Source organism: Chryseobacterium sp. Marseille-Q3244 (assembly GCF_940807095.1).
Classification (GTDB): domain Bacteria; phylum Bacteroidota; class Bacteroidia; order Flavobacteriales; family Weeksellaceae; genus Chryseobacterium.
Map to the genome: position 1 here is coordinate 157,482 of NZ_CALNWX010000004.1, position 12,881 is coordinate 170,362.

The window sequence follows — 12,881 nt, forward strand, 5'->3', positions numbered from 1 at the left end:
AGCTTATGAAGCCAGCGGGAAATCATTTCCCTGGAATCAATTACAATGATAAGAAGGTAGAAAAAGGAAAAGGCGAACTGATGCTGATGAAAAACTTCCCTTCATTTATCAATAAAGACGGTGACAAGCAACAGGTAAGGGATTATTTAAAAGCGATATCCAAAAGTACGAAAGTACAAAAACCGCAATTCCATGCTGTAATCTCCACTAAATTTCAGGATCATACCAAAGAAGAGCTCACAGAGATCAGTGAAGATTTTATGAATAAAATGGGTTATGGGGAACAGCCTTACATAGCAGTTTTTCACAATGATACTGAGAACAATCACATCCATATTGTTTCCACAAGAGTAGATAAGCAGACCGGAAAAAAGATTGATGACAGTTACGAAAAGCTAAAGGCGCAAAAAGCTTTGACCAGGGTGATAGAAAAACTATATGGAATTAATGAGAAGGAAAAATTAGATAAACTCTTGAACTATAAAATTGGCTCTTTTCAGCAACTTAGGACTTTGCTTAACAGAAATGGTTATCAACTTAGCGAAAACACAAATGATGGAAGATCCGTTACCATTTCAAAAAACGGCATAGTACAACGAAGGTTCTCAGCTGATCAAATTGTTTTCAGCAATAAAATGAACGAGAAACGGGTAAAGCAGATCAGAGCCATTTTTTCAAAGTACAAAGGGCTGTATTCTAATAGAGTATTCAGGGTTGATGACTATAGAAAGCAGGAAGCCATGCTTCCGGAGGAAAAGCACAAAGATCATTGGAAACCGGAAATAGAATTTGAAAGCGAGCTTCAGAAAAAACTGAGGGACCTCTTCGGAATTGATGTCGTATTTCATCATAAGGATGGCAACAAACCTTTTGGTTATACATTGATCGATCACAAGACAGGCGCAGTTTATAAAGGCGGTGAAATCATGAAAATGGGTAGCTTATTTGAATTCACCTCGGCAATAATGAATAAAAGACTTTTTGAGCAGTTGAAAGATTACAGCATTCCCAATGCTGAAACCAAAAACGTACTGCTGAAATATTTGAAAGCAACCTATCCTGAAAATGAACTGAGCGATTATATGCTGTTTGACAATAAAAAACTGAAAAACAAAGAAATATTCAATAGGATCAGGAATGATGTAAAACAATATCTCAAAACCCAGGGTAAATATGATGTAAGCCTGGTGAGATCAGAGGACGGAAAATATTATGCTGTTCATTCCAAGCTGCATTTTATCGGAGAACTGCAATTGTTGATTGGCGAACAACAGTATCAAAAGTTTCTGAATCCGAAAATTAAAAGTGAAAAGCTGGCCGAAAGTAACACCGAAAAGGAATTTAAACAGGCCGTCAATGAAATGCTTTTTGAATGGCAGAATAGCTCAGGCGGAGCAAAAGACCTGGTGGAGGATGAGCGGAAAAAACGGAAGAAAAAAAAGAGATAAACGAGGTGCGTTCGATTGGGCCACCCGGAAACGAAATAGGCAGCAAAAAAACAAAAGCGATGATCATAACATTTGGAACACAAAAAGGAGGAACTGGTAAAACCACGCTTGCGATTGCTTTTGCCAATTATATTTCGGGAATGTCTGAAAGAAAGGTTAAAGTTTTCGATTTTGATTTTCAGAAATCTTTCTGTCATAAATGGCGAGAAGACGAGGAATCAGATCTGCCGAAGCTTTATGATGTAGAGATCATCGATGAGGACAACGAGCAGCCGTTCTCGGACTTTGAACATCTTATTGAAATGAAGGAAAGTGAAGATGTCCATCTTTTTGACCTGGCTGGAACCTTAGATGCGCGTTATAGTGATCTACTGATCTACAGTGATTTTATCGTAATCCCGTTTGAATATTCCAATGTCTCCGCTAAATCAACCCTTGTGTTTATCAATTTTTTAGGATTGCTCGAAAGCCAGGCAGAACGGATATTCATACGGTCGAAATACGATAAAGGCTATAAATACCAGAACCAGGAAGGTATGGATGCTGAGATCAGCAAATACGGAATACTGTTGAAAAGTCCTGTATTCAAAAGGAACTGTCTTCAGACCATTGATACAAGAAAACTGACTTATGAACAGAAATATGCTGTGAAAAATCCATTTATGGAATTGATTAATCACATTAACCAAACGCTGGAAATTAACCTATAATAATTCAACCTACTAAAAACACTTTACCCACGATGATCAAAATATGTATTACCATTCTGGCCGTTTATCTGCTCTATTACGCAGGAAATATCCTTTATGACCTTTTCCTTAAAAAGGACACTGTCTTAAAAGACGAAGAAGGTGAAGAATTCGCCCTCGCAGCCTTTGCTGAGGTAAATACGAATGAAATAATAGAGGTCAACATTGATGATGTGGAACAGCTCAGCACCCCAACTTCGTTCCACAAAAAAGAGCCTTTCCCTTCTACTGAAGAAGACACTGATGAAAACCGGCACCTTGATTACTACCGACAGAAATTTGAATCTGAGCAAGCTATCAATATGCTAGAAGATACGTATAACATCGATGAACATCCGACGACACAACACGATTCAACAGATCAAGAAGATAGTCAATACATTGAAAGCAGAGAGTTCTCAGAACTGCCTTCTCAAAATGATGAGATTCTCCAAGCTGAACAAAATAAAGAAGATGCTTCTCAAAGGCTGAAACAGCAATTTAACCAATTCCTCAATCTGGCTGAAACCCACGTCCAGGTACTTGCAGACCGTGACGGATTCAAGGTCTACCATTCAATGATCTAGAAAGGAAAACGACAATTTTCAATACACCAATGATCCGCTCTATTGAGTCGGATAGCACATTTCCTATGCCTTTTTCTAAGCAAAAACACAATTCAATATAAAATTTCAATATGATGAAAAACACGCACAAACGTTACCTGACAACAAAAAAATTATTCACCGCAGCATTGCTACTGCTAGCCGTTACACCAATGCTGGCGCAAGGCGGTGCAACAGCCATTTCAAACGCAGCCAATGATATTAAAGACTATTGGGACCCGATAAAGCTGATCTTAAAAGCCGTCGGCGGATTGGTTGGTTTTATTGGCGGTCTGAGAGTGTATAATAAATGGACCAACGGCGACCAGGACGTCAACAAAGAAATCCTGGGTTATGGCGGTGCCATGATCTTCCTGATCGTTGTTCCGGAATTCGTAACCTCCTTTTTTGCCTAAAATGGGATTCTACCTTTACAAGGGGCTGAAAAAGCCTCTTGTATTCTTCGGGCTTAAAGGCAAGTACATCATTTACGCCGTGGCAGTTATCGGCGCTGGCGTTGTTGCCGCCCTGGTACTATCCAAATTCGGATTGCTCGGCTCACTCCTGGGGCTTGCAACAACAGCCGGAGGTGTTTACCTGATCTTCAAAAGACAGGACAAATACGGTCTGTATAACAAGACCAAACACTTCGATCACATCTTCATTTTCCCAAAAAGACTAAACAATAATAAAATTTTAAAGAATGGCAACAGCAAAAAAACAAGTATTTGACATTCCGTTCATCGGCTACGATTACGGAAAGGATTTCAATTGGGATTTTGACGTGCTGTTTGGACAATACGGCAATCCCATCATCGGGATCAGAATCAAAAACATCGTTCAGCAGTATTCTGCTGATCCGGACAATTACCTGGAATTTCACACCGTATTAAATCAGGTGGTCTCCATTATAGGCGAAGGACGGATTGTTCAAAAACTGGATATATTCACTAAAAAGAAATATACTGCTGAGCCATCCACCCAATTCCTCCAGCAGAAATATTCAGATCATTTTGAAGGCAGACTCTTCAAAACTATTGAGACCATTTTGCTCTTTACTGATATAGTCGACGACAAACTGAAAAAGAAAAACAAACATTACAATTTTTCCGAAAAGAGTTATAAGGAGCTTCGTGATAAATCTCAGAAGGTATTTATGCTGTTAAAGCAGAATGACTGCGAGCCTGAATTTCTGTTTGAGAAAGATTTTGAATATTACATTTCCGGAGTTTTGTCTATGCAGTTTTCTGAGATTCCCACTTTTGACAATATCAAAAGTACCAACGCGTACTTGCAGATCGGAAACCGCTGTGTCAAAAACATTTCCTATGTCGATGTGGAAAATATTGACCTTCCTTCTGAAATAGAGTCCTACTCTATTCTAGGAGGCAATGGAGCTGCCGCGGAAACGGCCGTTGATAATTTTACCTTTATCAATGAGCTTGAAAACTATGAAACCATAGTTTACAATCAAGTCATAACGATTCCAATCCAGGCCCAGCAGCAAAGGGAGCTCGATAAGAAAAAGAAAAAACACGAAGGTGCAGCCAACAACTCGCCGTCCAATGCCATCATCGCAGAAGAGATCCAAACCTTGCTGCATAATATTGCCATTGACGGTCAGCTAGTGGTCAATGCTCATTTTTCCCTGATATTTTCAACAAACACTATGGAAGAAATGGAAGGAATCCAGTCCATGATTGAGAATAAGCTCTTCACAAAAGGGATTATCGTTTCAAAAAATGCCTACAACCAGATGGAGCTGTTTCGGGCAGCCATTCCGGGTAACGCCACAGAACTCAGGGAGTACGATCTTTTCATGACGACAAGCGAAGCGGCCTTGTGTTTTTTTTTTAAAGAAAGTTATCCCGTGAATGAAGAATCTAACTTCTACCTGAGATTTACAGATCGGCAGGGCGTTCCGTTAAAGGTTGATCCCGCTGATCTTCCAATGAAAACCGGGAGGATCAATAACCGAAACAAATTTGTTTTAGGACCATCCGGCTCCGGGAAGTCATTCCTGATGAACAATATTGTTGAGCAATACCTGACCTATAATTATGATGTGGTGATCGTAGATACCGGAGATTCTTATTCAGGAACCTGCAAATATAAAGGCGGTAGATATATTCAATACACCGAAGAAAAACCGATCACGATGAATCCTTTTCTAATGGATAAAAAAGAGTTTAATATCGAGAAAATTGAATTTTTAACCAACCTTATCTTCCTGATATGGCAAGGTCCGGATGCGACAGTATCGTCTGCACAGAAATCCATCCTGGATAATGTGCTGATGTCCTATTATCATCAATATTTCAATTCAGGAACCGAATGGTATAACCATAAAACTTCAGAAGAGCTCATTCTTTATCTCAACAAGTACAATATTCACGAAGAAGATGTTTTTGCCGAATATGAGAGCGAGGTCCAGGAGCAACGAACGTATTATGATATTTTAGGAATTGCTTTCGATGCCAGCCCGGATGAAGTGAAAGAAGCAGGAAGAAAATTATTGAAATTCTATCATCCGGATAAGAATGCCAATAATCCTGACTATGACAGTGAACAATTCTACAAAGTTTACGAGGCTTACGAAACGTTGAATGATATGGAGCGAAGAAAGATCTACGATGAAACACAACTCATCTTGATCAGATCTGCAGAAATTATTAAACATCCGGAGACGGCAGAAGATTGGAATGAATCGTTGAGAAAGGCAATTATCAAAAAGATCAAAGAACTTGAAGAAAAGTTGCCTGCCAAAGAGCTTTCCTTCAACGGATTCTATGATTACTGCGATAAATTCCTGCCGCTTTATCTTAATAATAAAAAGCACAACATTACGGAAAGAGAGTTCAATCTCAGGACGTTTTTGTTTGTATTGAGGGATTTTTATAAAGGCGGAAGATATGCGACCACATTGAATGAATCTGCCGATAATAAGCTGTTCGATGAAGCATTTATTGTCTTCGAAATCGACAACGTGAAGGACAATCCGAAATTGTTTCCGATCGTAACACTCATCATTATGGACACGTTTATTCAAAAGATGAGGCTACGTAAAGACCGAAGAAAAGCCCTCATCATTGAAGAGGCCTGGAAAGCGATTGCCAGTAAGCTGATGGGCGGATATATTCTGTATCTCTACAAAACTGTAAGGAAATTTTGGGGTGAAGCCGTAGTTGTAACGCAGGAATTGGATGACATCATTGGAAATGCCGTAGTCAAAGATTCCATTATCAACAATTCTGACACCTTTATCCTGTTAGACCAAACCAAGTTCAAGGACAATTTTGATCGCATAGCGTCTTTGTTATCGCTGAATAAAGTGGAGCAAAACAAGATCTTCACGATCAACAATCTCAACAATAAATTCGGCCGGAGCCGCTTCAAGGAATTTTACCTGAAGAGAGGTTCCAAGGGTGAGGTCTATGGCAATGAGGTGTCGCTTGAGCAGTATCTGACTTATACGACCGAGAAGCCTGAGAAATCAGCAGTTGAATATTATGTGCAACAGTATGGCAATTATGACGAGGCTTTGGTAAAGATTGTCTCGGACTTAAAAGCCTTTGGCGACAGTCTTGAAAACCTGGTGTCTTTAGTGAATTTGTACCAGAATCCTTTGGATCATAAAGTTGTCTCTTACTACCAAAGGATGAAGAAAAACCACCCAGGGAAAAATATTTTCAAGATCATCTCACAGGAATTGGAAGACCTTGATATCAGCTTTTCGGAATTGATAACTAATAAAGACTACCAATATGACGAAGTTTAGCATGCTATTTTTAGGGTTCTGTGGATTGCTATCCGCTCAGAATACCTACATCGATCCAACGGTAACCGCTGCAATGATTCTTTATTCGGAAAATCTGAAAGCCAAGCAGAATGAGGTTATTGATGAAACCTCGAAGTTAAAAGATGCGCAGACCTGGGTGGGAACGCAAATGGTTGCTGCCAATGACATTCAGAATAAAATACTGAAAGGCTTAAAAGAGGTTTCCGGAACATTACAAAACGGTATCCAGGTTAAGGAAATTTATTCCGAATTAAACAAATGCTATACGTATTCCTCGCAAGTGGTCCAGTTGGCATCACAGCATCCGCAGTATGCCATTTTTGGGGTAAAAGCTTCACAGAAAACCTATGAGCAAAGCCTGAAGATCGTAACGGATGTATCGGATATTTTGGCTTCGGGTGAGCTGAACTTGGCTACTGCCGGAGACCGCTACAAGATCCTGCACAACATTTCAGGGAATGTGAAAAACCTAAAGCTGTGGCTGTTGGCCATTAAGCTGCGACTGGAAAAAGCCAACAGGCTGGGATTCTGGAATTCCATTAATCCTTTTGCCGGATACATTAATACCGATAAGGCCATTGTGGATGATATTATGAACCGCTACAAACGGAATTTTTAAACTCAAAATGATGAAAAAGAACCTGATCTGTGCCCTGTTCCTTGCTGCAGCTTATTGCCTGTTGACATCATCAGGTGGTGGTTCTACGCCAGCGTGGCAACAGGAAAATGTTTCTTTCCCGATGATGGATCTTGAGATTAATGCTACAATGAAGGAACACGATCGGCAGAAAGAGATGCGGCAAAAGCAAACACTCAATGCGTCAGTAGAAACGGCTAACCAATCACAATGGAAAAACTTTAAGGAAAAAGTCACCAAAATCCAGGACAGGCTTCGTATCGTGTCATTTGCCATACAGGCGATTCCGGCAGGAGTAGCAGTGAGCAGGGAAATCACCAAGATAACGAATAACCAAACTGCGATCATTAATGAGATCAATACTGCGCCTTATTCCATCATTGCAGTTTTACCTTCACAGGTGCAGTTTGTAGATGATCTTCAAATGACCTTACGATTATTGACAGGAATTATTTTGTCATACGGAGCGATCAACCAGATGGAACAATCGGAGCGCAAGATCTTACTGGACTATGCTTTGGGAGAGGTCAAAGCGCTGAGCAGAAATTCCACGCATATGCTTTTAAAAATAAAGGATATAAAAGCTAAGGTTTTACGGAACAAAAGAACTTTCCAATACTATGTCAACAGGGACCGGCAGGTCGTGCAAGACATCATGAACAACATCAAATCCTTTTAGTTATGAAGAAAATATTCACCTTCAGTATTGTTTTGTTTTCGATTGCGGGAGTTCAGAGCCAGCAGATCGTAATTAACGACAAGTTGCTGTCACAGATCACGGTCAATCATGGGGTACGTTTAGCCAGTGAGCAGGCATTCCTGGATTCTTACAAAAAGCAAAAAGAATTATACGAGGATATTAAAAACAAAACAGCACAGGTCATTGCGATACAGGAATACATCTATCAGCAGTTGAAAAATGTCAATTCTGCATTAACCCAGAGTAAAAAATTGATGTACCTCTACCAGTATCTAGGGAAGATTGTCAGCAATTCCAATAAGATGCTGGACCTGTCCGCACAGCATCCTGAATATGCTATGCTGGTTTCAAAATATTATGTTGAAATAGGAAAACAGGTCGTCAAGCTCCAGCAGGAAGTTGCACAGGATATTATGAATGAAGATAAGGATTTCCTGATGGATTCAATGGATCGGGAAATGCTTATTGAAAAAGTGTTTACACGGGTAAGAAATATTCACGGCAACATTCTCTATATCATTTTAAGACTGGAAAATGCCAAGAAGATCCCATACCTGTATCAGGTTCCGGTTCTAAGGAATTACATCAATATCGATAGGGCAATCGTCGGAGATATTATTACTAAATACAAATACATCTTCAATTAAAATTATGGAAACATTAATAAAAAAAATACAGCTATTACAACTTCTGTTAGCTTCCTTCCTGATATTCGGACAAGTCAGTGTTAAGAGGCTGAACGATCCTTCCATCGTTGCCCAGCACAAGCGAATGACTTTTGAAAGCTGGGGAGACTGGCGGCCATATCCGAAATATTTCCTAGGCATCCAGACCAATTTTGCTTATGCGACGGTTTGGGGCATATGGGCTCCCAAGATCAACAGGGATTATAAAGATGGAGAAGATATCCGCCCCTTAAAACCTACCGGAGAACAAAATCTACGATTCGCACAGCTCAAGTTCCAGGAAGAAGAAGCCAAGAAGATCAAGGCTGCCTCCGATACGATCTACAAAAGAAGCGTTCAGGACCTGGCGCACTGGACTTCGGCCACAGTCGATGCAGATCCACTTTGGCTGCTGTATTACAAACGAATGCTCAAACCTGTTACCGAATTTCCGGACAACCCGCAGAATTTCATCGAATGGCGGCTGAAAGACCAACAGACCTATGAAATGCTCAATACAACCGGCACCTTAAAAAGATTACAGGAGGAACTGGATACGATCAAGGAAAAGTACTCATTGTCACGCTCGATGGATATGCCAAGGGGAAAACGCTTCATTATGTATCATGAAACGATAATCCGTTGGCGCAAATTTGTTCAGGAACTAAGGAAGTACAATAATAAAACAACGCTGCTTTTGGATTACAAAAACATCCTGAACAGTCATCTATCCACGGCATTGCCCAATCAATGGACGCCTGCTTCAGACAAAGGCATTGTTCAAAATGTAATGCAGAAATACAAAAACAGATATTAGCTATGAATAGAAAACCAACATTAATTTTATGCCTTCTGGCTATATTACTGCCGATAATGGGTTTTTGCCAGACTGACGGCGATTACAGTAACCTGCTTCAATTTCTAAAGGGTGATGGTGCTTTTGAAAAATGGTTTATGGAGGTCTTTACCAAACTGGATACCAATGTTCAGGACAATGCACAAGGCTCAGCATTAGTAGGAAGGGCGATTGGAGGATTGGGAGCATTGATGTATCTCGGCTATATGGGATGGCAGATGGCTGCCGGAGACCGTGAGTGGGAAATCACCCCGATGCTTAAACCGATACTTATTGGGTTTACCCTCGTCTATTGGACGGGATTTGTCAATCTGCTACAGGCGCCGTTTGAAGCCATCGCCGAACCCGGAATTGCTATTTTCAGTGATATAGAATCCGAGGTCAATGACCTGAGGATACAGCGATTCAAAAAACAACAACAATTATTGGATGCGGTCATTAAACTCAATGCAGAAGAAGATGCCAAACAGGAGGTAATTAACAATACTTCAAAAGATGCGGATGATTCCTGGTTTGATATCAGTGAGGGGATTGATAAACTGTTACAGCCTATCAAGGAATGGCAGATCAGGATGCAGTTCCAGATGCAGAAACTGGTCGCCGAAGTGATCGAGTTTGTCTGCCTTTCCATCCTTAGAATTTGCGTCTATCTCATCTTTTTCATTCAGAAGATCTGGGCTTATATTTTAATTATACTGGGACCCATCGCTGTCGGGATGGCACTGGTACCGGGATTTGAAAACTCCCTATACAGCTGGGTTTCTAAATTCATCAATATTAATCTCTATACGTTTGTGGCGTACACGATCATTAACATCGGTCAGCAGCTTATTGCTTCCGGTTACACCATGGAAATAGAACGATACGATACCTTACTGACCAACGGAACAGTCACCAACCTGGATGCTCTAATGGTCTACGTCAGCAATTCCGGAATGATCTATAACCAGCTCTTTACCTGTGTCGCCTACATCGTGACTGGTACTGGGGTATTAATGACCCCAACCATTGCAGACAGTATTGTTTCTGCTGGCGGAGCAGGTGCCATGACGAAAATGAAAAATGCAGCCGGAAAGGTGGCGAGCACTGCCAAAACTGCTGTAATGGCGGTAAAAACAGGAGGCGTATCTGCTGTAAAATCTGCAGCAGCGGGTTCTGCATCCGGAAGGGTGGAAAAGGCAATGAAAAATGGAAAATAAAATCAACTATTAATTATCAATTATAAAATACAGATGCTTATCAAAAATATAGAACACAGAATCAAGATCAATAAGATCGTTTCGTTGTCAGCCATTGGCTTTGCTGTATTTGTAGTCATTGCGGGGTTTTTCTTTTCATATCGGATGATCCAGGACTCCCGGAAGTCTATCTATGTTCTGGATAATGGAGTTCCGGTTTTAGCCAAACAAACAGATGTCCTTCTGAACAGGCCTGTTGAATACAAAGCACAGATCGAATTATTCCATCGGCTGTTCTTTACATTGGCTCCAGACGATGCCTACATCAAGGAGAATATTCAAAAGTCTCTTTATCTCATTGATGACAGCGGGAAAAAGGAATATACCAATCTTCGGGAAAAAGGCTTTTACAATCAAATCGTGGCTTCAAGCTCGATGGTGAGCATCCATGCTGATTCTATTCATCTTAGTATGGAGCAGAACAAATTTCAATTCTTCGGAAAGCAGATGATCACCAGGAAATCATCGGTCATCACCAGAAAGCTCATCACCGAAGGCTTCTTTGAGGACATCATCAGAAGTCCCAATAATCCACACGGCGTGCTGCTGAAAAACTGGCGTATCATCGACAACGAAGAAATCTCTAACCAAACTAAAAACTCGTACTAAAATGAATGCTTTTATAAAACAAACCGGGCAAAGATGGCTAGCCGGTGCAGTTAAAAATCCAAAAAGATTCTATATGTATTCAATGATTTTTCTTTCGGTTTCTTTCACTGGCTCGCTGATACAGGGAATTTTCTTTCCTTCTGATACCTCATTTAAAATAAAGCCCCCTGTTCTTTATTCCAACAAGGTCGTCAGTCAGAATCCTATTTCAGTCCAACATAAAGAAATGGAAAAGATTGTTGGCGAACTCAAATTACTAAAAACTAAGAGGGATGGGAATGCCTTACAAAAAGAGGATAGCTTGAGAATAGAGTTTCTCTTTAACCGATACCAGCAATTGAAAGATGGCCGGTAGCACCGGAGGCAATTTATTTAAAAATTAAAACGCAATGAAGAAAATTAATTTCAAACAGAAAAAATACGTGCTGCCGCTTTTGGCGCTGCCTTTCCTGCTTCTTTTCGGCTATGTCGGGGTGCAGCTTACTAAAGAGAATAAACCCAAAGACAAACCCAAAGAGCTTTCCCTTTCACTGGGAGAAACCAAGGATTCTATTATGAATAAGAATGACGCTTACGACGCATTTTTCAAAAAAGATGACAACCGGACAATGCTCGAAGGACTGGATAAGGAACAAGATAGCTTACTAAGCTATGATGATCAGTTGTCATTAGCACAAAAGAGAAAAATTGATTCCCTTAAAGCGGTGTCATCAAGGCAGAGCCGATATCAGGCCAAAGCAAACCCTTCATCATATTATGATCCAAAGCAGCATAATGAGGATAAAGATTTCAAAAGGTCTTCTGAAATTATCAGGATGCTGAATGATAAATATTATGGCAAATCAGAAACCAGCCACTCAACTGAAAATTCTAAAGGGACAAACAATGTCCAACCTGACCCTGTTAAATACCTGAAGCAGCAAATGCTCGTGATGGATTCCCTGGAAAAAGCCAGAGATCCAGAATATCAAAGCAAATTGGCAGCGGAACAAAGGCTCAAAGCCAATAAGGAAAAGATGGAAGAGTTTCTGAATTCCACATTTAATGTCAGCAAATCAGGAATTAACAGCGTGTTCAATGCTTTTTATAAAGAAAAGGAAAACAGCTTCATCAAGGCTGTTATTGACGAAAACAATAAAGGTTTTCTCGGCAGCAGGATAAGGTTCCGCTTATTGGAAGACATTTTTGTGGGCAAGCGGAAAATCAGTAAAGGCTCCATACTTTATGGACAGATCTCCGGATTTTCGATGCAAAGAGTTGATCTTAAAATTATATCTGTATTTACCAACGGTGAAATTTTTCCTGTCAATCTCTCCATCTACGATGTGGACGGAATGAAGGGTCTCTATGTACCGCAAAGCGTTTTCCGGGATATGATCCGGGAAATGGGAAGCAACTCGGTTCAGGGAACCCAAATGGATGTGGGCGGACAGGGATTCTTTACAAGCATCGGTTCCAAATTATTCACTTCCACCTCTAAATCAATAGCCAATCTAATCAAAACCAATAAAGCGAAACTAAAATACAACTCTTATGTATTCCTGATTGACGAAAAACAACTTAAAGATTCGCAAAACCAGCAAAATAAATAATATA

14 protein-coding genes are annotated in these 12,881 nt (G+C 40.3%); all 14 read left to right on the forward strand.

The window, feature by feature from the left end:
- Nucleotides 1-5 precede the first annotated feature (5 nt).
- The 14 genes from NBX25_RS08880 (at nucleotide 6) to traM (ending at nucleotide 12,877) form a co-directional block, all read left to right on the forward strand.
- Entirely contained in the window at nucleotides 6-1,448 is a 1,443-nt protein-coding gene (locus tag NBX25_RS08880) for a relaxase/mobilization nuclease domain-containing protein (RefSeq protein WP_228370511.1), read from the forward strand.
- Between the two features lie 59 nt (nucleotides 1,449-1,507).
- A complete protein-coding gene (locus NBX25_RS08885; RefSeq protein WP_088583902.1) occupies nucleotides 1,508-2,158 on the forward strand; it encodes a ParA family protein in 651 nt (216 codons plus the stop codon).
- Nucleotides 2,159-2,190: 32 nt separating this feature from the next.
- Nucleotides 2,191-2,763 (forward strand): hypothetical protein, encoded by a 573-nt coding sequence (locus NBX25_RS08890; protein WP_002978107.1) that lies wholly within the window; start codon nucleotides 2,191-2,193, stop codon nucleotides 2,761-2,763.
- A 110-nt stretch (nucleotides 2,764-2,873) separates the two neighbouring features.
- A complete protein-coding gene (locus NBX25_RS08895) occupies nucleotides 2,874-3,197 on the forward strand; it encodes a DUF4134 domain-containing protein (protein WP_002978105.1) in 324 nt (107 codons plus the stop codon).
- A 1-nt stretch (nucleotide 3,198) separates the two neighbouring features.
- Nucleotides 3,199-3,513 carry a DUF4133 domain-containing protein gene (locus NBX25_RS08900; RefSeq protein ID WP_002978103.1) on the forward strand — a complete coding sequence of 105 codons (315 nt, stop codon included), beginning with the start codon at nucleotides 3,199-3,201 and terminating at the stop codon, nucleotides 3,511-3,513.
- The gene (locus NBX25_RS08905; protein ID WP_002978102.1) at nucleotides 3,485-6,559 is read left to right on the forward strand and encodes a TraG family conjugative transposon ATPase; all 3,075 of its coding nucleotides are present in this window, start codon (nucleotides 3,485-3,487) and stop codon (nucleotides 6,557-6,559) included. The genes NBX25_RS08900 and NBX25_RS08905 overlap by 29 nt, the downstream gene beginning before the upstream one ends.
- Nucleotides 6,546-7,199, forward strand: coding sequence for a hypothetical protein (locus NBX25_RS08910; RefSeq protein ID WP_002978101.1), 654 nt, complete (start codon nucleotides 6,546-6,548; stop codon nucleotides 7,197-7,199). The genes NBX25_RS08905 and NBX25_RS08910 overlap by 14 nt, the downstream gene beginning before the upstream one ends.
- A 61-nt stretch (nucleotides 7,200-7,260) precedes the next feature.
- Nucleotides 7,261-7,896, forward strand: a complete 636-nt coding sequence (locus NBX25_RS08915; RefSeq protein ID WP_250253408.1) for a hypothetical protein — start codon at nucleotides 7,261-7,263, stop codon at nucleotides 7,894-7,896.
- 2 nt (nucleotides 7,897-7,898) lie between these two features.
- Nucleotides 7,899-8,564, forward strand: coding sequence for a hypothetical protein (locus NBX25_RS08920; RefSeq protein ID WP_002978099.1), 666 nt, complete (start codon nucleotides 7,899-7,901; stop codon nucleotides 8,562-8,564).
- Nucleotides 8,565-8,568: 4 nt separating this feature from the next.
- Entirely contained in the window at nucleotides 8,569-9,399 is an 831-nt protein-coding gene (locus tag NBX25_RS08925) for a hypothetical protein (protein ID WP_250253409.1), read from the forward strand.
- Between the two features lie 2 nt (nucleotides 9,400-9,401).
- A complete protein-coding gene (locus NBX25_RS08930) occupies nucleotides 9,402-10,637 on the forward strand; it encodes a TraJ family protein (RefSeq protein WP_002978097.1) in 1,236 nt (411 codons plus the stop codon).
- Between the two features lie 33 nt (nucleotides 10,638-10,670).
- Nucleotides 10,671-11,285 (forward strand): conjugative transposon protein TraK, encoded by a 615-nt coding sequence (gene traK, locus NBX25_RS08935; RefSeq protein ID WP_002978096.1) that lies wholly within the window; start codon nucleotides 10,671-10,673, stop codon nucleotides 11,283-11,285.
- 1 nt (nucleotide 11,286) lies between these two features.
- Nucleotides 11,287-11,640, forward strand: coding sequence for a hypothetical protein (locus tag NBX25_RS08940; RefSeq protein ID WP_002978095.1), 354 nt, complete (start codon nucleotides 11,287-11,289; stop codon nucleotides 11,638-11,640).
- 34 nt (nucleotides 11,641-11,674) lie between these two features.
- On the forward strand, nucleotides 11,675-12,877 hold the full coding sequence (traM, locus tag NBX25_RS08945) for a conjugative transposon protein TraM (RefSeq protein ID WP_002978094.1): 1,203 nt from the start codon (nucleotides 11,675-11,677) through the stop codon (nucleotides 12,875-12,877).
- Nucleotides 12,878-12,881 lie beyond the last annotated feature (4 nt).